At 69.3% G+C, this 20,937-nt stretch carries 17 protein-coding genes; 15 read left to right on the top strand and 2 right to left on the bottom strand.

All coding sequences use genetic code 11. The annotated features are described in order from the left end of the window. Nucleotide 1: 1 nt before the first annotated feature. Genes ACQ0O7_RS20255 through ACQ0O7_RS20245 form a run of 3 tightly spaced genes read left to right on the top strand, consistent with a single transcriptional unit; the run spans nucleotide 2 to nucleotide 2,699 of the window. Nucleotides 2-1,114 carry a hypothetical protein gene (locus ACQ0O7_RS20255; protein WP_430783694.1) on the top strand — a complete coding sequence of 371 codons (1,113 nt, stop codon included), beginning with the start codon at nucleotides 2-4 and terminating at the stop codon, nucleotides 1,112-1,114. Nucleotides 1,115-1,156: 42 nt separating this feature from the next. Next, nucleotides 1,157-2,551: an OFA family MFS transporter gene (locus ACQ0O7_RS20250; protein WP_430783693.1), complete on the top strand. Its 1,395-nt coding sequence runs from the start codon at nucleotides 1,157-1,159 to the stop codon at nucleotides 2,549-2,551. A 55-nt stretch (nucleotides 2,552-2,606) separates the two neighbouring features. After that, a complete protein-coding gene (locus ACQ0O7_RS20245) occupies nucleotides 2,607-2,699 on the top strand; it encodes an MFS transporter small subunit (protein WP_430783692.1) in 93 nt (30 codons plus the stop codon). Here ACQ0O7_RS20245 and ACQ0O7_RS20240 read toward each other — a convergent pair. Further along, nucleotides 2,674-3,705, bottom strand: coding sequence for a LacI family DNA-binding transcriptional regulator (locus ACQ0O7_RS20240; RefSeq protein ID WP_430783691.1), 1,032 nt, complete (start codon nucleotides 3,703-3,705; stop codon nucleotides 2,674-2,676). The genes ACQ0O7_RS20245 and ACQ0O7_RS20240 overlap by 26 nt on opposite strands. A gap of 296 nt (nucleotides 3,706-4,001) precedes the next feature. On the opposite strand from ACQ0O7_RS20240, the gene ACQ0O7_RS20235 reads away from it, so the two are divergent. The 12 genes from ACQ0O7_RS20235 to ACQ0O7_RS20180 all read left to right on the top strand — a co-directional run bounded on the left by ACQ0O7_RS20235 (nucleotide 4,002) and on the right by ACQ0O7_RS20180 (nucleotide 19,751). Beyond that, nucleotides 4,002-5,297, top strand: a complete 1,296-nt coding sequence (locus ACQ0O7_RS20235) for an ABC transporter substrate-binding protein (RefSeq protein WP_430783690.1) — start codon at nucleotides 4,002-4,004, stop codon at nucleotides 5,295-5,297. Between the two features lie 53 nt (nucleotides 5,298-5,350). Continuing rightward, the gene (locus ACQ0O7_RS20230) at nucleotides 5,351-6,214 is read left to right on the top strand and encodes a carbohydrate ABC transporter permease (RefSeq protein WP_430783689.1); all 864 of its coding nucleotides are present in this window, start codon (nucleotides 5,351-5,353) and stop codon (nucleotides 6,212-6,214) included. Continuing rightward, the gene (locus ACQ0O7_RS20225; RefSeq protein WP_430783688.1) at nucleotides 6,211-7,056 is read left to right on the top strand and encodes a carbohydrate ABC transporter permease; all 846 of its coding nucleotides are present in this window, start codon (nucleotides 6,211-6,213) and stop codon (nucleotides 7,054-7,056) included. Before ACQ0O7_RS20230 ends, ACQ0O7_RS20225 begins: the two co-directional genes overlap by 4 nt. A 41-nt stretch (nucleotides 7,057-7,097) precedes the next feature. Then, on the top strand, nucleotides 7,098-8,606 hold the full coding sequence (locus tag ACQ0O7_RS20220; RefSeq protein ID WP_430783687.1) for an alpha-N-arabinofuranosidase: 1,509 nt from the start codon (nucleotides 7,098-7,100) through the stop codon (nucleotides 8,604-8,606). A 136-nt stretch (nucleotides 8,607-8,742) separates the two neighbouring features. Beyond that, complete coding sequence (locus ACQ0O7_RS20215) at nucleotides 8,743-10,347, top strand: beta-1,3-glucanase family protein (protein WP_430783686.1); 1,605 nt, start codon at nucleotides 8,743-8,745, stop codon at nucleotides 10,345-10,347. 215 nt (nucleotides 10,348-10,562) lie between these two features. Next, entirely contained in the window at nucleotides 10,563-12,029 is a 1,467-nt protein-coding gene (locus tag ACQ0O7_RS20210) for a pyridoxal phosphate-dependent decarboxylase family protein (protein WP_430783685.1), read from the top strand. Beyond that, entirely contained in the window at nucleotides 12,026-13,309 is a 1,284-nt protein-coding gene (locus tag ACQ0O7_RS20205; protein ID WP_430783684.1) for a lysine N(6)-hydroxylase/L-ornithine N(5)-oxygenase family protein, read from the top strand. Before ACQ0O7_RS20210 ends, ACQ0O7_RS20205 begins: the two co-directional genes overlap by 4 nt. Next, on the top strand, nucleotides 13,306-15,504 hold the full coding sequence (locus ACQ0O7_RS20200) for a GNAT family N-acetyltransferase (protein ID WP_430783683.1): 2,199 nt from the start codon (nucleotides 13,306-13,308) through the stop codon (nucleotides 15,502-15,504). The genes ACQ0O7_RS20205 and ACQ0O7_RS20200 overlap by 4 nt, the downstream gene beginning before the upstream one ends. Next, nucleotides 15,501-17,855, top strand: coding sequence for a GNAT family N-acetyltransferase (locus ACQ0O7_RS20195; protein ID WP_430783682.1), 2,355 nt, complete (start codon nucleotides 15,501-15,503; stop codon nucleotides 17,853-17,855). The genes ACQ0O7_RS20200 and ACQ0O7_RS20195 overlap by 4 nt, the downstream gene beginning before the upstream one ends. Before the next feature lie 137 nt (nucleotides 17,856-17,992). Continuing rightward, complete coding sequence (locus tag ACQ0O7_RS20190) at nucleotides 17,993-18,658, top strand: DUF433 domain-containing protein (RefSeq protein WP_430783681.1); 666 nt, start codon at nucleotides 17,993-17,995, stop codon at nucleotides 18,656-18,658. Further along, nucleotides 18,615-19,073, top strand: a complete 459-nt coding sequence (locus ACQ0O7_RS20185; RefSeq protein ID WP_430783679.1) for a hypothetical protein — start codon at nucleotides 18,615-18,617, stop codon at nucleotides 19,071-19,073. Before ACQ0O7_RS20190 ends, ACQ0O7_RS20185 begins: the two co-directional genes overlap by 44 nt. Nucleotides 19,074-19,301: 228 nt before the next feature. Beyond that, entirely contained in the window at nucleotides 19,302-19,751 is a 450-nt protein-coding gene (locus ACQ0O7_RS20180; protein ID WP_430783678.1) for a YdeI/OmpD-associated family protein, read from the top strand. 4 nt (nucleotides 19,752-19,755) lie between these two features. Here the strand turns inward: ACQ0O7_RS20180 and ACQ0O7_RS20175 are convergent, their stop codons facing one another. Next, nucleotides 19,756-20,922 (bottom strand): hypothetical protein, encoded by a 1,167-nt coding sequence (locus ACQ0O7_RS20175; protein ID WP_430783677.1) that lies wholly within the window; start codon nucleotides 20,920-20,922, stop codon nucleotides 19,756-19,758. Between the last annotated feature and the right edge of the window lie 15 nt (nucleotides 20,923-20,937).

Raw genomic sequence — 20,937 nt, 5'->3', positions numbered from 1 at the left:
CATGGACACGATCCCCCAGCAGGTGACCGAGGCGGTCCGGGCGGTGGCGGACGCGACCCGGCCCTATCCGGGTGACCTGGCCGACGTGCGCCGCCGGGCCCGTCGCCGGAAGCGGCGGCAGACCGGATTCGCGGCGGCCGCGGCGATGGCGGTGCTGGCGGTGGCCGGTGTGGTGGTGACCGGAGGGCCCGGGTCCGGCCCGGACGTCCTGCCGGCGGCGAGCGCGGACGCCGCGGCCGAGGTCCGGCTGCAGCGGCTGTTCCTGGACGGCGCTGCCCGGCCGGCCCGGCTGACCGGGGAGTCCGGGATGGCCGAGATCATCGGCTCCGGGACGCTGACCATCCACGACGTGACCGGCACCGAACGCTGGGACCGGGTGGTCGGGCTGCCGGACGGCACGATGGTCGCGGCCGGTGGGTTCGGCGACCGGGCGGTGCTCGGCCGGGCCGCCCCGCTACCGGCCGACCAGGTGGAGTACCGGCTGGTGGTGACCGAGCCGGACGGCCGGCCCCGGCTGGAGCGGGACGTGCGCCGGGCCGGTGAGACGGTGAGCCTGCTGACCGCGACCGCGTCCACGGCGTACCTCTGGCGCCCGTCCGGTCTGGTCGCCCACGATCTGGCCACCGGGTCGGAGCGGCCGGTGGTGTCGGCGAAGGCGCTGGGCCTGGCGAAGGTACCGGCCGGGGCCGCCGACCTGACCGGGGACCGGCTCGCGCTGGCCCGGGGCGGGGACGGCTGCGTGGTCCGGATCCTGGACGGCCCGGCCGCGACGCCGGCCGCCGAGCTGCCGGTGACCGGGGACTGTGAGCGGATCACCCGGATCCGGCTCTCCCCGGACGGCCGGATGGTCGCCGTGGTCCATCAGGGCGCGACGGCGATTCCCGGGGTGACGGTGTTCCGGATCGGCGACGGCGCGGTGCTGGCCCGGTCCGCCGCGGTCGTCCTGGACCCGGCGACCGGGGCGCTTGCCGGGCGCCCGGCGGCCGAGGAACAGCTGGTCGCGATCGCCTGGTGGGGCGAGCGGTGGGTGCGCGGCGTCTCCTACCGGACCGACGCCGCGACCGGGGAGGAGGCGGCGTCGAAGCCGTTCGCCGATTTCGATCTACGATGGTGAAGTAAGTGAGCGATTGACCGATTCCGATGATATCGTCCGGCGATGGCACTGCTCTCCGCTCTCGATCGAGAGCACACCATCGCTCCGGACGGGTACAGCCGCTGGCTGATCCCACCGGCCGCCCTCGCCGTCCACCTGTGCATCGGGCAGGCGTACGCGACGAGTGTCTACAAGAACTCCCTGGTCCAGCACTTCGAGACCACCCAGACGGCGATCGGGATCGTGTTCAGCATCGCGATCGTCATGCTCGGCCTGTCGGCGGCGGTCGGCGGCACCTGGGTGGAGCGCAACGGGCCCCGCAAGGCGATGTTCGTCTCCGCCTCGTTCTGGACGTCCGGCTTCCTGGTCGGCGCCCTCGGCATCAGCACCGGCCAGCTCTGGCTCCTCTATCTCGGGTACGGCTTCCTCGGTGGGATCGGCCTGGGCATCGGCTACATCTCGCCGGTGTCCACACTGATCAAGTGGTTCCCGGACCGGCCCGGACTGGCCACCGGTCTGGCGATCATGGGCTTCGGTGGTGGCGCCCTGATCGCCGGCCCGGCGTCCCGGCAGCTGCTGTCGCTGTACGACGCCGGCTACGACCCGAGTGTGGCCACCTCGGTCGCCGACGGGGGCGCGCTGACCGCACTGTTCCTCACCCTCGGGGTGGCGTACTTCCTGATCATGATGTTCGGGGTGTTCAACATCCGGGTGCCGCGGGACGGCTGGCGGCCGGACGGCTGGGACCCGGCGTCGGTGAAGGTGAAGCCGATGGTCACCACCGCGCACGTGTCCGCCGCCGACGCGGTCCGGACCCGATCGTTCTGGCTGCTGTGGATCGTGCTGTTCTGCAACGTGACCGCCGGGATCGGCATCCTGGAGCAGGCCAGCCCGATGATCCAGGACTTCTTCCGGGGCGCCGGCGGCTCGTCGACGGTCGCGGTGACCGCGGCGGCCGGGTTCGTCGGCCTGCTGTCGCTGTTCAACATGGCCGGCCGGTTCGTCTGGTCGTCGACCTCGGACCTGATCGGGCGCAAGCCGATCTACATGGTCTACCTGGGTGTCGGCATGGTGTTCTACGCCCTGCTGGCGATCTTCGGGCACACCGCGACGGCTCTGTTCGTGCTGCTGGCCGGGGTGATCCTGTCGTTCTACGGCGGTGGGTTCGCGACCGTTCCGGCGTACCTGCGGGATCTGTTCGGGACGTTCCAGGTGGGCGCGATCCACGGCCGGCTGCTGACCGCGTGGTCGGCGGCGGGGGTGGCCGGTCCACTGATCATCAACGGGTTCCTGGACGCGCAGGGCAAGCCCGGCACGCTGACCGCTGAGGCGTACCGGCCGGCCCTGTTCACCATGGTCGGCGTGCTGGCCGTCGGTTTCGTCGCCAACCTGCTGATCCGCCCGGTGCCGGAGCGGTTCCACCAGCCGGCGGCTGAGAGGAAGGAGGTCGCGGCGTGACCGAGCGAAGTGAGCGTCCCGATCGCGGTTCTTCCGGCGAGGAAAGGAGTGGAGCGTGAGACTCGCGATCAGCTGGACCCTGGTGATCGTGCTGCTCGGTTACGGCGTCGTGCAGACCCTGATCACGGCGGCGAAACTCTTCCAGTAGTGCTCTCCCGCGCCACCAGCCGGAACGGCGCCCGCAGCTCCAGGCCGGGCGGCGGGCTGTCGGCGGCGATCCGCAGCAGCAGGCGCTCCACCGCGGTCATCGCGATCATCTCCTTGTCGGGGGAGATCGTGGTGACCGTCGGGTTGGAGAACCGGCCGTCCTCGATGTCGTCGTAACCGATCACCGCGACGTCCTCGGGCACCCGCAGCCCGCGGGACACCAGGGTCCGGATGGCACCGAGCGCGACCAGGTCGGAGTAGCAGAACACCGCGTCCGGCGGCTCGGGCAGGTCGAGCAGGTGGGCCATCGCCCGGGCGCCGTCCGGCCGGTTGAACCGCGGGGTGCTGATGATCAGCTCCTCGCGGGGGGTGAGGCCGCGGGCCGCGTGCGCCTCGCGGAAGCCCCGGGTGCGCCGCTGAGCCGCCTCACCGGTGGCGTAGGGCTGATCGCCGATCGCGGCGACCCGCTGCCGGCCCAGGTCGAGCAGGTGCTCGGTGGCCAGCCGGGCGGCCGCCACGTCGTCGATCCCGACATGGTCGAAGCTGCCGTCGCTGGACCGTTCGCCCAGGACGACCAGGGGCAGTGAGCGGTCCCGGTCGGCGAGGGCCTGCTGGTCGAGGCCGAGCGGGCTGAAGATGACCCCGTCGAAGAGCAGCCGCCGGGAGCCGTGGGCGATGAACGCGCGCTCGTGCTCGGGGTCGCCGTCGGTCTGGTCGATCAAAACGTTATAGCCGCTGACCCGCGCTGCCCGGATCACACTCTGCAACAACTCGGAGAAGTACGGGGTGTCCAGGTACGGCACCACCACGGCGATCTGACCGGACCGTCCCTGCGCCAGGTTCCGCGCCAGGACGTTGGGTCGATATCCGAGTTCGTCGACCGCGCGCTGCACCCGTTCACGGGTACGCTCCGTGACGTTGGCGTAGCCGTTGACCACGTTCGAGACGGTTCGGCTCGATACGCCGGCCAGCTCCGCGACGTCACGCAGAGTGACTTCTCGACGCATTCTGCCTCCCTCTGCCCGCCCCAAGTTTCCGGCAGGTTACCCCTTGCCGACGGTAAGACGTCCGTGCATGCTGTGTTTTGCAGCGCTGCAAAAGCGTAGCAACATCGCTCGCCGGACCGAGGGAAACGTCTGGTGAGGTCTTATGGCCGACCCCCGGTGTGCCAGCACCGGAGGACGGCTCTTCCGGGCCCTGAACCGGCCCGGAACTGATCAACTGGATACGCAACTACGTGAACTGTGAGGACCCAGTGAACCTCAGCAAACTTAGCGCACGACGGGTCAGTCGGCGATCAGTTGTGGCGGCCGTCGCGGCGACGGCGCTGGCGCTGACCGGCTGTAGCAGCGGTGGCGACGAGCCGGCCGAGAAGCCCACCGGCCCGGTCACCATCAAGGTCTGGGCGTGGTACCCGGAGTTCCAGGGTGTCGTCGACCTGTTCAACAAGACCCACTCGGACATCAAGATCGAGTGGACGAACGCCGGCACCGGCCAGGACCAGTACACCAAGCTCCAGACCGCGCTGAAGGCCGGCAAGGGCGCCCCGGACGTGGCGATGCTCGAACTCCAGGAGATCCCCACCTTCCAGCTCACCAAGCACCTGGTCGACCTGGGTAAATACGGGGCCAACGACGTCAAGGGCGACTACGTCGAGTGGGCGTGGAAGCAGGTCAGCTCCGGCGAGCAGGTCTACGCGATCCCGGTCGACGCCGGCCCGATGGCGATGATGTACCGCGACGACATCTTCAAGAAGTACGACCTCACCGTTCCGAAGACGTGGGACGAGTACAAGCAGCAGGCCGAGAAGCTGAAGACGGCCTCCGGCGGCAAGTCCTTCATCACCGACTTCGGCGCCAACGACGGCGGCTTCATGAGCGGCCTGTTCTGGCAGGCCGGCGCCCAGCCGTACGCGTACGACCTGGCCAACCCGGAGAACATCGGTGTCAACGTGAACAGCGCCGAGGCCAAGAAGGTCGTCGAGTACTGGGAGGGCATGGTCAACGCCGGCCTGGCCGACACCACCGCCTTCCACACCACCGACTTCTACAACGGGCTCGGCTCGGAGAAGTACGCCACCTACATCGCGGCCGGCTGGGGCCCCGGCTACATCCAGGCCAACGCCGCCAAGTCGTCCGGCAAGTGGAAGGTGGCGCCGCTGCCGCAGTGGGTGGCCGGCGAGAACAAGCAGGGTGACTGGGGCGGCTCCTCGTTCGCCGTCACCGACCAGGCGAAGTACCCGGACATCGCGGCCAAGGTCGCCATGGAGCTGTTCGGCGCGAAGAACACCGACGCCTGGAAGATCGGCATCGACAAGGCGTTCCTGTTCCCGACCGCCACCCCGATCCTGGAGTCGGCCGACTTCAAGAACAAGGAGTACGAGTTCTTCGGCGGCCAGAAGGTCAACGAGGTGTTCGTCCCGGCGTACAACGCGATCGGCCCGTTCTCCTGGAGCCCGTTCAACAGCTTCAACTTCAACCAGCTGACCACCGGCCTGAACCAGGCGATCGAGAAGAAGACCTCCTGGACGGCGGCGCTGGACGCGGCACAGGAGAACGTCAAGACCTACGCCACCCAGCAGGGCTTCAAGGTCCAGTAATGACCGAGGTGACGACTTCCCCCGCGGCCGTTCCGGCGGCCGCGGGGCCCTCGGTGAAGCGATCCCGATGGCGGGAGGCGGCCACCGGATGGCTGTTCGTCCTGCCGTTCGCGGTGCTCCTGGTGGCGTTCCTGCTGCTGCCGATGGCGTACGCCTTCAAGATCAGTCTCTACCGCTCGACCCTGATCGGCGGGGAGGTGTTCGCCCTCTTCGACAACTATCAGCAGGCGATCAACGACCCGCTGGTCCGCGAGGGCGTGGTCCGGGTGCTGATCTTCGGCCTGGTGCAGACCCCGGTGATGATCGGGATCGCGCTGCTCGCCGCGCTGCTGATCGACGCGGCCACCTCCCGGTTCTCCCGGATCTTCCGGCTGGCGGCCTTCGTGCCGTACGCCGTCCCGGTGGTCATCGGCACCCTGATGTGGGGCTTCCTCTACAGCGACAGCATCGGCCCGTTCTCCGGCCTGGGCATCGACTTCGTCAACAGCGACACCGTGCTGGCGTCGCTGGGCAACATCGTGACCTGGCAGTGGGCCGGCTACAACATGATCGTCCTGTACGCGGCGCTGCAGGGCCTGCCCCGGGAGATCTACGAGTCGGCACGGATCGACGGCGCCGGCGAGGTGCAGATCGCGCTCCGGATCAAGACCCCGATGATCGCCTCGGCGCTGGTGCTGGCCACCCTCTTCACCATCATGGGCACCCTGCAGTTCTTCACCGAGCCGCTGATCCTCCAGCCGCTCAACCCCGGGGCGATCACCCAGCACTACACCCCCAACGTGTACGCCTATAACCAGGCGTTCTCGTTCCAGCAGTACAACTACTCGGCGGCGATCTCGTTCCTGCTCGGTGCGGTGGTCTTCATCGGGTCGTACATCTTCCTGTTCGCCACCCGGAAGAGGAGCGCGCTGAAGTGAGCCTCAAAAAAGGCAGCGTCGCCGCCCACCTGGTGATGGGCCTGCTGGCGATCTACTTCCTGCTGCCGTTCTGGTGGCTGCTGGTGGCCGCGACCAAGGACAACGACGGGCTCTTCCAGTCCGCGTCGCTCTGGTTCAGCGACTTCAACCTGTTCGAGAACCTGCGGCTGCTGTTCAGCCAGGAGAACGGCATCTACCTGACCTGGCTGCGCAACTCGGCGTTCTACGCGGTGGTCAGCGGGGTCGGCGCGACGGCGATCTCGGCCCTGGCCGGGTACGCCTTCGCCAAGCTCCGCTTCCCCGGCCGCAACGCCCTGTTCGCGCTGCTGCTCGGCCTGATCATGGTGCCGGCCACCGCGCTGGTGCTGCCCACCTATCTGCTGATGTCGCAGGCGAACCTGGTCGACACGATCTGGGCGGTGATCCTGCCGTCGCTGCTCAACCCGTTCGGGGTCTACCTGCTCCGGGTCTACGTGCACGACTCGATCCCGGAGGAGATGCTGGAGGCCGCCCGGATCGACGGTGCCGGCGAGTTCCGGGTGTTCACCAGCGTGGCCCTGCCGGCGATGAAGCCGGCCCTGGTCACCGTCCTGCTGTTCAGCATGGTCGCGTCCTGGAACAACTTCTTCCTGCCCCTGGTCATGCTCAGCGACGACGGCCTCTACCCGCTCACCGTCGGGCTCCGGACCTGGTACATGTCCGCGATCATGGGCAACGGCGGGGCGGCGACCTTCAACGTGATCATCACGGGCGCCCTGGTGGCGATCATCCCCCTGATCGCGGCCTTCCTGATGTTGCAGCGGTACTGGCGTGGTGGCCTGACCATCGGCTCCGTCAAGTAATCCGCGCACCTCTCTCTATCTTCTCGGTAAGGAACACAGAAATGATCCGTGCGCGTGTCAGTTTGAATCCGGGCGCCGTGGTGGCGCCGGTCAGCCGCCGGACCTTCGGCTCGTTCGTCGAGCACATGGGCCGCTGCGTCTACACCGGCATCTACGAGCCGGGTCACCCGCTCGCCGACGAGGACGGCTTCCGCACCGACGTGCTGGCGCTCGCCCGTGAACTGGGTGTCACCATGGTCCGCTACCCGGGTGGCAACTTCGTCTCCGGTTACCGCTGGGAGGACGGCGTCGGCCCGCGCGAGCAGCGCCCCCGCCGCCGTGACCTGGCCTGGCGCAGCATCGAGACCAACGAGGTCGGCATCGACGAGTTCGCCAAGTGGGCGGAGAAGGCCGACGTCGAGATCATGTACGCGGTCAACCTCGGCACCCGTGGCGTGCAGGAGGCCCTGGACGTCCACGAGTACGTCAACCACCCGGAGGGCACCGCGATCTCCGAGCAGCGGCGGGCCAACGGGGCGGAGAAGCCGTACGGCATCAAGCTCTGGTGTCTCGGCAACGAGCTGGACGGGCCGTGGCAGACCGGGCACAAGACCCCTGAGGAGTACGGTCTGCTCGCCGCGAGCACCGCCCGGGCGCTGCGGTCGGCGGAACCCGATCTGGAACTGGTGGCCTGCGGCAGCTCGTCGTCCTCGATGCCGACCTTCGGCACCTGGGAGTCGACGGTGCTGGAGCACGCGTACGACCTGGTCGACTACGTGTCCTGTCACGCGTACTACGAGGAGCACGACGGCGACCTGGGCTCGTTCCTGGCCTCCGCCGTCGACATGGACTTCTTCGTGAACAGCATCGTGGCCACCGCGGACGCGGTCGGGGCGCGGCTGAAGAGCACCAAGAAGATCAACCTGTCCTTCGACGAGTGGAACGTCTGGTACCTCTCCCGGTTCCAGAACGCCCCGCTGCCCGAGGAGTGGAAGGTCGCCCCGCCGGTGATCGAGGACCGCTACCACGTGGCGGACGCGGTGGTGGTCGGCAATCTGCTGATCTCGCTGCTGCGGCACAGCGACCGGGTCACCGCGGCCTGCCAGGCGCAGCTGGTGAACGTGATCGCCCCGATCATGACCGAGCCGGGCGGCCCGGCCTGGAAGCAGACCATCTTCCACCCGTTCGCCAAGACCGCCGCGCTGGCCAAGGGCGACGTGCTGCGCCTGCACATCGACGCGCCGACCTACGAGACGGCGAAGTACGGCGCCGCCCCGCTCGTCGACGCGGTGGCCACCCACGACCCGGCCACCGGGGACGTGACGATCTTCGCGGTCAACCGGGACGTGGCGAACCCGGTCGAGTTCACCGTGGACCTGAGTGCCTTCGAGTCCGGGTTCACCGTCGCCGAGTCGTGGATCCTGGCCGACGACGACGTCTACGCCTACAACTCCAAGGAGGCGCCGGAGCGGGTCGAACTGCGCCCGTTCGACGGGGTCGTGATCGACGGTGGCGCCGTCACCGTGACGCTGCCGAAGGTCTCCTGGAGCGCGATTCGATTGACCCGGTGAAAGTGTTATCGGCCGGGGCCGGAAAACGTCCCGGGAAAATGACCTTAAAGCAGCTTTAAAGGCTCTGGGAGTGCGGCTTTCCGCAGGCCATGATGGCGGGCGTTCACCGCTGTCTGCCCTCGGAGGTCGCACCCCCATGCGCCGTAAACGAAGCGTGATCCTGGCCTCGGTGGCCACGGTCGCCGCGCTCGCCACCGCCTGGATCGCCCTGCCCGCCTCGGCGGCCGAGCCCGCCGCCAGTGTCCGCACCGTCCAGGACTGGGGCACCGGCTGGCAGAACGAGGTGACGATCACCAACGAGGGATCGTCCACGATGGCGTCCTGGAAGGTCGAGTTCGATCTGCCCGCGGGCAGCGCGATCGGCAGCTTCTGGGATGCCGACATGACCGCCTCCGGCAGCCGCCGCACCTTCACCGGCCGCTCCTGGAACGGCTCGCTGGCCGCCGGGGCGCGCACCACGTTCGGTTTCGTCGGCTCCGGCGCGCAGCCGGTGAACTGCACGCTGAACGGCAAGCCGTGCGCCGGTGGCGAGGTGGTGGTGACGGCCCCGCCGACGACCGTGCCGGCGACCACCCCGCCGACCACCCGGCCGACGACCGCCGCGCCGACCACAGTCCCGCCGACGAAGGAGCAGGACGTGCCGCCGTCCGGTGACCTGCTGCCGGTCACCCTCACCAACAGCAGTGGCCGCAACCAGCAGGTCTTCGTCTACGTGCTGGGTGTGAACCTGGAGACCGGCAAGCTCGGCTACGTCAACGCGGCCGGCGCCTTCACCCCGTGGACCGGCGGCGGCCCGGTGCCGGTGCCCGCGCCGGACGTGTCCATCCCCGGCCCGGCGAACGGCTCCAGCACCACGATCAAGGTGCTGAGGAACATCTCCGGCCGGATCTACTTCTCGTTCGGGAAGAAGCTGGACTTCCGGCTCACCGGGGACGGCCTGGTGCAGCCCGCGCCGTGGGCCGGCGGCGACCCGAACCGGGACATCCTGTTCGACTGGAGCGAGTTCACCCTGAACAGCTCGGGCCTGTGGCTGAACAGCTCACAGGTGGACATGTTCGCGGTGCCGCACAGTGTCGCGGTCACCGGTGGCAGCGGCAAGGTCAGCAAGACCGGTGAGGTGAAGCCGAACGGCCGCCAGCGGGTGATCGACGCGGTGCGGGCCGACCCCGACTTCGCGAAGAGCATCGTCACCGGCTCGGACGGCACGGTGCTGCGGGTGCTCGCGCCGGGCAAGGCCGCGGACGCCGGCCTGATGAGCCCGACCTACCTGGACTCGTACATCAGCAGCGCGTGGAACGCGTACACCGGCAGGAATTTGACCGTCGTGCCGTTCGGGGACCGTCCGGAGGTCCGGTACACCGGCCGGACCGCCGGGAACGTCATGAACTTCACCGACGGCACCGGCAAGACCGTGGCGTCGTTCACCAAGCCGTCCACCGCCAACGTGTGGGGCTGTGACGGTGCTCTGGGTGCTCCGAACGACCAGATCGTCGGCCCGATCGCCCGGACGCTGTGCGCGGCGCTGTGGCGGACCACGCTCGGCACGATCGACACCCAGCCGGGTGGCACGGCCGCCGACTTCTACAAGAACGGACCGGCCAACACCTACGCCAAGGCGGTGCACGACAACATGGTCGACGGTAAGGCCTACGCCTTCGCCTTCGACGACGTGCAGGCCCAGGAGTCCCTCGTGCACGACGGAGACCCCCGTGCGGCAAAGATCGTCTTGACTGCGTTCTGATCTTCTACATCGACGAAGCCCACTCTGAAAAGAGTGGGCTTCGTGCGTCATGTGGTACTCATCACTTGATGGTCGTCTACCTAGTTCTGCGCAGGCCGGGGCGCGTTCGACCGTGTCCGGAGCCCCCCGTGGCGCCGAACCCAAGTTTCCTTCAGGTGTCCGGCCGGTTAGCCTCCCCTAAGGTTAGGTAAGGTTTACCTTATTGGAGGCCCCCGTTGGAGCGGTCCGATTCCCCGCATCTGTTTTCCGGGTCGACGCTGGACGTCTATACGTCCGGCGTCTGGCACGCGTCGGCACTGCTTGCTGACCGGGTGAAGGCAGTGCGGCAGCCGTACTCCGGCGCCACCGTCCCCGAGCTGCAGGAACAGGTCGACGCCGTCGACCTCGACCGGCCGCTGGGTGACACCGGAGCGGCACTGCACGAAGTCGCCCGGCTCTACCTGGACAACGCCGTCTGGTTCCACGAGCCCACCTACGTCGCCCACCTGAACTGCCCGGTCGCGATCCCCGCGCTCAGCGCCGAAGTGCTGATCTCCGCGGTGAACTCGTCGGTGGACACCTGGGACCAGAGCACCGCGGGCACCCTCATCGAGCGCCGCCTGATCGACTGGACGGCCGGCCGGATCGGTTTCGGGCCCGGCGCCGACGGCATCTTCACCAGCGGCGGCACCCAGTCCAACCTCCAGAGCCTGCTGCTGGCCCGGGAGGAGGCCCTGGACGGCCGGGACCGGGCCACCAGTCTGCCGAGACTACGGATCTTCGCCACCACCGAGAGCCACTTCAGCGTCAGCAAGTCGGCGGGCATCCTGGGCCTGGCCCCGGACGCGGTGGTCGGCGTCCCCACCGACGACAGCGGCCGGATGAACATCGCCGCCCTGATCGTCGCGATCGACGACGAGTTGCGCGAGGGCGGCATCCCGATGGCGGTGGTCGCCACCGCCGGCACCACCGACCTGGGCCGGATCGACCCGGTCGCCGAGATCGCCACGGTCTGCGAGAAGCGGGGCGTCTGGTTCCACGTCGACGCCGCGTACGGCTGCGGCCTGCTCGTCTCGCCCCGCCGCCGGCACCTGCTGGACGGCATCGAACGCGCCGACTCGGTGACCGTGGACTTCCACAAGAGCTACTTCCAGCCGGTCAGTTCCAGCGCCGTCGTGGTGCGCCGGGGCGAGACGATGCGCCGGATCGCGGTGCACGCCGACTATCTGAACCCGCGGGCCGCGGCCCTGCCCAACCAGGTCGACAAGAGCCTGCAGACCACCCGCCGGTTCGACGCGCTGAAACTGTGGATGACCCTGCGGACGATGGGCTCCGACCAGATCGGCGAGATGTTCGACGCGGTGATCGACCGGGCGCACGACGTGCACGGCCTGATCCAGGCCGATCCGGACTTCGAGGCGCTGGCCGAGCCGACCCTGAGCACCGTGCTGTTCCGGTACCGGCCGGAGCGGCTGACCGTCGCCGAGTGCGACGAGCTGATGCCCCTGCTGCGGCAGCGGCTCTTCTACGGCGGGCGGGCGATCGTGGCCGGCACCCGGATGGGCGGCCACTACTGGCTGAAGTTCACCCTGCTCAACCCGAACACCACGATGGACAACCTGCGCGACGTGCTGGACCTGATCCGGGGGATCGGGCGCGAGATGACCGGGGAACGCGACGAGGCCACGGCGGTGATGGCATGACCCACACGTACGACTTCGTGGCGATCGGGGCCGGCCCGTTCAACCTGGGCCTGGCCGCGCTCACCGAGGACCTGCCCGACGTGGACGGTGTCTTCCTGGAGCAGCGGGCCGAGTTCGACTGGCACCCGGGGCTGATGCTGGACGGTGTCACCATCCAGGTCCCGTTCCTCGCCGACCTGGTCACCATGGCCGACCCGACCAGCCGGTTCTCCTTCCTGAACTACCTCAAGCAGGTCGGCCGGCTGTACCCGTTCTACATCCGGGAGAGCTTCTTCCCGCTGCGGGCCGAGTACAACGAATACTGCAAGTGGGTGGCCCGGCAGCTGCCGTCGATCCACTGGAACACCCGCGTCGAAACGGTCACCCACGACGGTGAGGCGTACCTGGTGCACACCGGTGGCGAGACCTACCGGGCCCGGCGGCTGGTGCTGGGCATCGGCACCGCGCCGCGCGTCCCGGCGGTGGTGGACCAGGGGCCGTACGTGCACAGCGCCGACTACCTGCCGAACAAGGCGAGGCTCCAGAGCCTGGAGTCGATCACCATCGTCGGCAGTGGGCAGAGCGCCGCCGAGATCTATCTCGACCTGCTCAACGACATCGAGACGTACGGCTACCACCTGAGCTGGATCACCCGGTCGCCACGGTACTTCCCGATGGAGTACACCAAGCTGACCCTGGAGATGACCTCTCCGGACTACATCCGCTACCACCAGGCCCTGCCCATGGAGGTGCGGGACCGGCTCGGCCGTGAGCAGCGCAATCTCTACAAGGGCATCAGCGGTGATCTGGTCGACGCCATCTACGAGACGCTCTACGCCAAGAGCCTGGCCGGCCCGGTGCCGACCACCCTGCTCAGCAGCACCGCGCTGGAGGGCGTGATCTGGGACGGCGAGCGCTGGACCCTGGCCCTGGAGCACCAGGAGCAGGGCGACTCGTTCACCGCCGGCACCCAGGGCCTGATCCTGGCCACCGGGTACGCCCCACGGGTGCCGTCCTTCCTGGACCCGGTGCGGGACCGGATCAACTGGGATCCGCGCGGCCGGTTCGACGTGACCGTGGACTACGCGGTGGACAAGGCCGGTGACGAGATCTTCGTGCAGAACGCGGCCGAGCACACCCACAGCGTGACCGATCCCGATCTGGGCATGGGACCGTACCGCAACAGCGTGATCCTCAAGGCGATCACCGGCCGGGAGATCTACCCGATCGAGGAGTCGATCGCGTTCCAGCAGTTCGGCGCGCCCAAGGCCGACATCCCCCGTCAGTTGGTGAGGCGATGAGACTCGTACCGCTGGATCTCGCTCGTGATCTCGCCCTGCTCCACGAATGGGTGATCCATCCCCGGGCGCACTACTGGGGACTCCAGGGCGCCACCGTCGAGCGGGTGCGCGAGGAGTACCAGGGCTTCCTGGACAACCCGCACTACGACGTGTGGCTCGGCCTGGACGACGACGGCACCCCGCTGTTCCTCGCCGAGACCTACGACCCGGCACACAGCGAACTCGCGCCGCACTACGACGTCCGCCCCGGTGACATCGGCATGCACGTGCTTGTCGCCCCGCCGACCCGGAAACGCTCCGGGGTCACCTCCGCGGTGATGCGCGCGGTGATGGACCACTGCTTCGCCGACTCCCGGATCGAACGGGTGGTGGTCGAGCCGGACATCCGCAACGAGGCGATCCACCGCAAGAACGCCGAGGTCGGCTTCGTCGTCGACCGGGACGTGCCGCTGCACGGCAAGACCGGGCGGCTCAGCTTCTGCACCCGGACCGCCTATGAGATGAGCGTCCCGCACCTGCGGCCGGAGGCCATCGAGTTCGCGCACCGTCGCCTGATCGCCAAGGCCATCGCCGAGTTCAGCCACGAGCGCCTGATCACCCCCGTACCGGAAGGAGACGGTTATCGCTTCGGCGCGAACACCTTCACCGCCAAGCGTTACCCGCTCGAACACTGGGTGATCGACCCGGACTCGCTGGACGGGCCGCTCGACGCGCTCGACTTCATCGCCGGCCTGCGCGACACCCTCGGCATCCCGGAGAAGCTGCTCGGCACGTACCTGGAGGAGATCTCGGCGACCCTGGCCGGCACCGCCTGGAAATACGCGCACCGCCGGGAGACCGCCGAGGACCTGGTGCACGCGAGCTTCCAGACCATCGAGGCGGCGATGACCGAGGGGCACCCGGGGTTCGTGGCCAACAACGGGCGAATCGGATACGGACTCCGCGACCACGAGGCCTACGTGCCGGAGGCCGGGCGGCCGGTCCGCTTGCGGTGGGTGGCGATCCGCAAGGCCGAGAGCATCTTCGTGTACGACGGGGACGAGCGCGCGCATTACGAGTCGGAGCTCGGCCCGGAACAGCTCGCCCACTTCGAGCAGCAGCTGCGCGGACACGGGCTGGACCCGGCGGAGTACCGCTACCTGCCGGTGCACCCGTGGCAGTGGGAGCACAAGGTCACCGTCACGTTCGCCCCCGACGTGGCCCGCCGGGCGATCGTCCCACTCGACGCCGGGACCGATCGTTATCAGGCACAGCAGTCGATCCGGACGTTCTTCAACCTGGACCGGCCGGAACGGCACTACGTGAAGACCGCGATCGCCGTGCAGAACATGGGCTTCATGCGCGGGCTGTCGCCGAAGTACATGCGGGTCACCCCGCCGATCAACGCCTGGGTGGCGTCGGTCGTCGAGGGCGACGAGGAACTGCGCGCCCGCGGGTTCGGGGTGCTGCGCGAGCTGGCGTCGGCCGGGTACACCGGCGACGCCTACCACCGGACCGGCACGCCCTCGGCGTACACCAAGATGCTCGCCGCCCTGTGGCGGGAGAGCCCGGTGCCGCGCCTGGCCGACGGGGAGCGGGTCGCCACCATGGCCAGCCTGCTGCACCGGGACCGGGACGGGAACTCACTGGTCAGCGCACTGATCGGCGCGTCCGGAGTGGAGCCGGCCACCTGGGTGGCGAGCTACCTGCGCGCCTACCTGCGCCCGATCGTGCACTGCCTGCTGGCGCACGATCTGGCGTTCATGCCGCACGGCGAGAACCTGATCCTGGTGCTGTCGAACCACGTACCCACGCGGGTGTTCATGAAGGACATCGGCGAGGAGGTGGCGGTGATGAACGACCAGCCGCTGCCGCCCGAGGTCGAGCGGATCCGGGTCGACGTCTCCGACGAGATCAAGGAACTGGCGATCCACACCGACGTCTTCGACGGCTTCCTGCGGCACCTCGCCGGGATCCTCGACGCCGACGGGACGCTGGGTGCGGCCGAGTTCTGGGCGCTCACCGGCGACTGCGTGCGCGAGCACGCCAAGGACCACCCGCACCTGACCGGGCGGCTCGACCTGCTGCGGCCCACCTTCAAGCACTCCTGCCTGAACCGGCTCCAGCTGCGCAACACCCTCCAGATGGTGGACATCACCGATCAGGCCAGTTCGCTGATCTTCGCGGGCGAGCTGGAGAACCCGATCGCTTCATGAGAAAGATCCATCGCGACGCGTACGGGATCCCGCACCTGCGGGCCGGCTCGGTCCTCGACCTGGCCTGGCTGCAGGGGCGGGTGACCGCTATTGATCGGGGTCGTCAGATCTCGGTGGAGAAGCGCCGCTCCGAGGGTCGGCTGGCCGAGGTGGCCGGGGCCGCCGAGCTGGACTGGGACCGGTTCGCTCGTAAGGTCAGGTTGGACGACACCGCACGGCGATGTTACGAGAAGTCGGACATATTGACGCGGGGTTGGGTCGACGCCTACGCGGCCGGCGTCCGCTCCGGCGGCATCGAGTGGCATCCGTGGTCGTCCTACGGCGTCTTCCTCGTGCAGCACATCCTGTTCGGGACGTTCGGCAACAAACTGTGGCGCGCACACGTCGAACGCACCCTCGGCCCGCACGCCCTGTCCTGGTTCGCGATCGAGGGACCCGGCGGCTCCGGCAGCAACGCGTGGACCATCGGCGGCCAGATCGCCGGCGACCCGCACCGGCTGCTCGAACTCCCCGGCGTCTACCAGCAGATCCGCCTCGCCGGCCCGTCCTTCGACGTGGCCGGGCTGACCTTCCCCGGCGTCCCCGGGGTGCAGCACTTCGGCCACGCCGGGCCGGTGGCCTGGGCCATCACCAACGCGATGGCCGACTACCAGGACCTCTACATCGAGGAACTGCGGGCCGGTCCGGCCGGGCTCCAGGCGCGCGGCCCGGCCGGCTGGGAGCCGGTGGTCACCCATCAGGAGACGATTGCGGTACGCGACGCCGCAACGGTCACCGTCGACGTCATCGAGACCGCCCGCGGCCCGATCATCGACGGGACCCTCAGTCTCCGTACACCGGCGCGGTCCGATTTTGATCTCGGGTTTGACGCCCTGCTGCCGCTGCTGCACGCGCGGACCGTGGACGACGTGGCCGACGCCCTCAGCCGCTGGGTGGAACCGGTCAACAGCGTCCTCACCACCGACTCCACCGGCCGCACCCGGCAGCTCACCGCCGGCCGGGTGCCGCAACGCGACGACCGCAACCGGCTCGTCCCGGTGCCCGCGTGGGAGCCCCGCCACCAGTGGAAACCCGGCTGGGCGCCGATGTTCCACGCCGAGGTCGAGTCGGCGGTCAACGCCAACGACCGCCGGCCCGACACCGCGCCGTACGGCGTCGACTTCGCCCCGCCCGGCCGGGCCCGCCGGATCCGCACCCTGCTGGCGGCCGGGACCCCGCACGAGTCGATCCACATGGACACCGACCTGCCCGCCGGCTCCGAACCGGCCGGCCAGCGGATGGCCTGGCGGGCCGCGGTGGCCCGGGCGCTCTGCGACCTGCCGGCCCTGCGGCCGCTGTTCACGCCGAGCGGGCACGACCCGCTGTTCGCGCCGTGGACCGACCCGCGGGCCCGGATCGGCATCGCCCTCGACGGGGTGCTCGACGGCCTCGGCCTCGACCCGTCGGCACTGGCCGACCCGGACACGGTCGACGCCGGCCCGTGGGGTGCCCGGCACCTGCTCCACCCGATCCAGCTGCCCGGCCTGGACGCGCTCGTCCCCAATGTGGAACTCGGCGGCTCCGGCGACTGCGTGCTCAACACCGCCAGCGTGCCCGGGGTCAGCGACCTGTGCTGGCGGGGGCCGGTGGCCCGCTACGTCTGGGACGTGGCCGACCGCACCCGCAGCCGGTGGGTGGTGCCGTTCGGCGCCACCGACGACCCGGCGTCCCCGCACTTCCTGGACCAGCTGCCACTCTGGACGTCGGGCTCCCTCGTCCCACTGGTCACCGACTGGGACTCGCTACCGGAGGAATCTGTGATCGTCTTCTCGGAGAAACTGCCCGGCCTCGGCGAACTCATCATGATTCCGCTGGATCCGTCCGCCCACGCCGCACTGGTCCACTCCTGGGTGGTGAAGGACCGCAACCGCTTCTGGGGCATGACCGGGCACAGCGTCGAGAAGGTGTCCGAGATCTACGCCTTCGTCGACAGCCTGGACAGCCACCACGCCTACCTGCTGCTGCTCGACGACCACCCGATCGGCATCTTCCAGACCTACCAGCCGGCCGAGGACCCGGTGGGCGAGTGCTACGACGTCCAGCCCGGCGACTTCGGCCTGCACCTGCTCCTGGACGCCGGCGACAAGCCGCTGCCGCACGTGACGAGCGCGGTCTTCCCGGCCCTACTGCGCCACCTGTTCCAGGACCCGTCCCGAACCCGCCTCATCGCCGAACCGGACATCCGCAACGATCGCATGATCACCCGCCTGCAACGCGAGGGCTTCACCCTGGGCCCGATCATCGACCTGGGCCACAAACAGGCGAGATTGACCTTCCTGAACCGCTCCCGTTTCGAAAATCCCAGAGAGTGAAAGATGCTCTGAAGAGGGCGGCCAACTTGATACGGGACCAGATGCTCGGTAACACTGGTCCCATGACAAACGGACAGGGTCCGATAGTGCATAGTGATAGCCGATAGCCGGCGATCCGGCCCGGCGGGGAGGCACCCATGAACGGCGACGCTCGATTCACCGAAGGGCTGCTGAACCTCGCCGACGCGGGCCGCTACCTGCGGATTCCGCAGCAGACCTTCCACCGCTGGGCGCGCGGGTACGACCACGGGAAACCCCTCCTGCACCTCGCCGACCCCAGCCACTCGCGCCTGCCGGTGAGTCTCATCGCACTCGCGGAGGGCCACGTCCTGGACGTGCTGCGGGACGCCGGTGTGCGGCCCCGGAAGATCCGGCCCGCGCTCCAGCGGCTGCAGCAGGAGTTCGGAACCGAGTACGTTTTGACCGCCAAGGAACTCGCCACCGACGGCATCGACGTCCTCTGGGACTTCGCGCGCAGCCCCGCCGGTGAGGGCCTGATCGCGGGGCACAACGGGCAGCACGTCCTGCGCGGCATCGTTCAGGACCAGATGAGCTACATCGGCTGGGACTCGTCCGGCGTACCGAACCAGGTGACGCTCCGGAACTGGGGCCCCTCGAAGGTGGTGGTCGATCTCCGGCGATCATTCGGGCAGCCGATCTTTGCCGGAACCGGTACGCGGGTCGCCGACGTCGCCGGAATGCTGAGAGCAGGTGAAGATACTGACACCGTCGCGGAGGAGTTCGGGCTCTCCGTCAGCGATGTCGGCACCGCCGCCCGCATCCTCCTGGGCCGCGCCGCCTGACTTCTACATCGACGAGAACATGGCCGGGCGCTCGCTGAGGCGCTTCCTCGAAGAACTCGGCTACGTGGTCCACACCCCATCGTCCGTCTTCGGCCGTGAGCGGTTGAGCCGGACCCTGGAGGACTCGGACTGGTTGCCCGTCATCGGCAGCAGCGGATGGGTGGTCTTCGGTCGCGACCAGCACATCCTCGACCGGCCGGTCGAACTGGAGGCGTACCTGGCCGCCAAGGTGCACATGTTCATGCTGCCGGGCACGGCGACCAGAGACCAGATCATCAGCCTCGTGTCGACGAACCTCGGGGAGATCTGCACGCTGGCGGTCGCCCGTACCCCCGGCGTCTACTGGCTCACCTCCGGCAAGGTCGTCGGTTACGAGCGACGGCGAGCCGAAGTGCGGAAGCGCCGCAAGCCGTAGGTCACGGTGGAACCAGGTAGCTCGCATGTGCGGCCGGTTCGCGGCGTCCTCCGAGCGCCGTGGCCGGCCGAGAGCGGGCAACGGCATGTGGACCGGGCCGTGCGGTCTGGCCCACGACCTGCCGGTGGTCACCGTGAAATCAAGGATTTCGACGACTTCCGGGCCCACCACGGACTCGACCTCGTGACCGCCTGATTTGTGTCCCCCCGGTTGGTTATCGTTCCGGGCATGGAGTTCCGGGGTGAGTTGCAGCGGACCGGGGGGACCACCACCGGGTTTCAGATCCCTGATGAGCTGGTGGCCGGGCTCGGTGGGGGTGGGCGGCCCAAAGTCGTCGTCACCGTGGGGGAGTTCGAGTTCCGGTCGTCGATCGCGAAGATGGGTGGGGCGTACTGGCTCGGGGTCAGTGCCGAGCGGCGGGCGGCCGGCAACCTCGAGGGTGGGCGCGTCTACGACCTGACGATCACGCTGGACGAGGTGCCCCGTACCGTCGAAGTGCCGGAAGATCTTGCTGAGGCGCTGGCGGGTGAGCCGGACGTGAAGGCGTTCTGGGAGACCGTCTCGTTCAGCAACCAGCGCTGGCACACCGAGCAGCTGACGTCGGCGAAGACCGCCGAGACCCGGGCCCGGCGGCTGGCTAGGTCCCTGGAGTCGCTGCGGGCCGGGAAGGCCCGCTGAGGCCTCACAGCGGGCGGTACGCCACCGACGGGTCGAGCAGTGTCACCCAGGAGGGGCGGTACGGCGGCAGCCGGCCGTCCATCTCCTCCTGCAGGTTGGTGCGCCACGGCCCGGACACCCCGTCGTCGTGCCACCAGGTGGGCCAGGAGTCGTAGCGGCGTTCCACGTTGACCCCGGTGGCGCTGGTCTCCACCCGCAGGAAGAGCCACCGGCCGTACCGCGGATCGGATTCGGCCCGCCGCAACGCCCGGACCAGCTCGGTGAGCCGGCGGAACGCCGCGTACCGCTCCTCCTCGGGCCGGTCGGCGGGCGGATGGTCGCCGGGCTGCGAGCTGAAGCTGGTGGCGTCCGCGTAGGCGAGCAGCGAGCACCGCCCGTCGCCGCGGGGGGCGCGATCCTGCAGCCAGCCGACCAGGGTGTCGAGTTCGGCGGTGGTGGGTGGCGCGGGCCGGGACAGCTCCGGCGAGTCCTGCATCGCCGACCAGACCAGCCGATCGTGTTCGCCCTGGCTGAGGCGGCGGACCCGGCGCATCGGCGGGCGGCGGCCGGCCGGGATCCGGGGTGCGGTGCTGCCGGGCAGCAGGCCGCCGCGGCGGGCGGTGTCCAGGGCCGCCGTCACGTCCGGCGGGGTGTCGGTGAGGATCTCGGTGAGCAGGTCGGTGAGGTGCGCGGCGGTCACCTCGGCCCGGACCGCGGCGGCGAGCAGTTGCTCGGCGGCCTGCCGGGGGCCGAACCGGCTGAGCGCGGTGACGGTGCTCTCCGCGGTGAGCATCGGCCCGGCCATCTCGGTCATCCCGTCGGCCAGCCCGTCCGGGTAGCGGACCCGGGACCAGCGGCCGCTCTCGTGCCAGATCACGAAGCCCAGCCGGTCGCGTTCGGCCAGCGGGGACAGGGTGTCCCAGGGCAGCCAGTCGGGGGCGCCGGTGAGCAGGTCGAGCGCCGGATCGAACCGGGTGGTGGCGCTCTCCTCCCGGCTGTGCCCCCAGAGGACCGCCCGGCGGCCGTCGAGCAGCGCGAACCGGGCCCAGCTGCCGTCGTCGTCCTGGCGGCCGGCGCCGAGTTCGTCGATCGACCAGGTGCCGGATCTGCCGAGCGCGGCGTGTGTGGCGCTCAGCGTCGCCCAGCGGGTCCAGAGGAGTCCGGGAGCGGGCAGGTCGACGTTGCTCAGCATTCGTCCACTGTGCCA

Origin of the sequence: Actinoplanes sp. G11-F43 (genome assembly GCF_050589265.1) — a bacterium.
Taxonomy (GTDB): Bacteria; Actinomycetota; Actinomycetes; order Mycobacteriales; family Micromonosporaceae; genus Actinoplanes.
The sequence above is the reverse complement of the archived record's forward strand: the minus strand, read 5'-3'. Positions and strand labels throughout refer to the sequence as shown.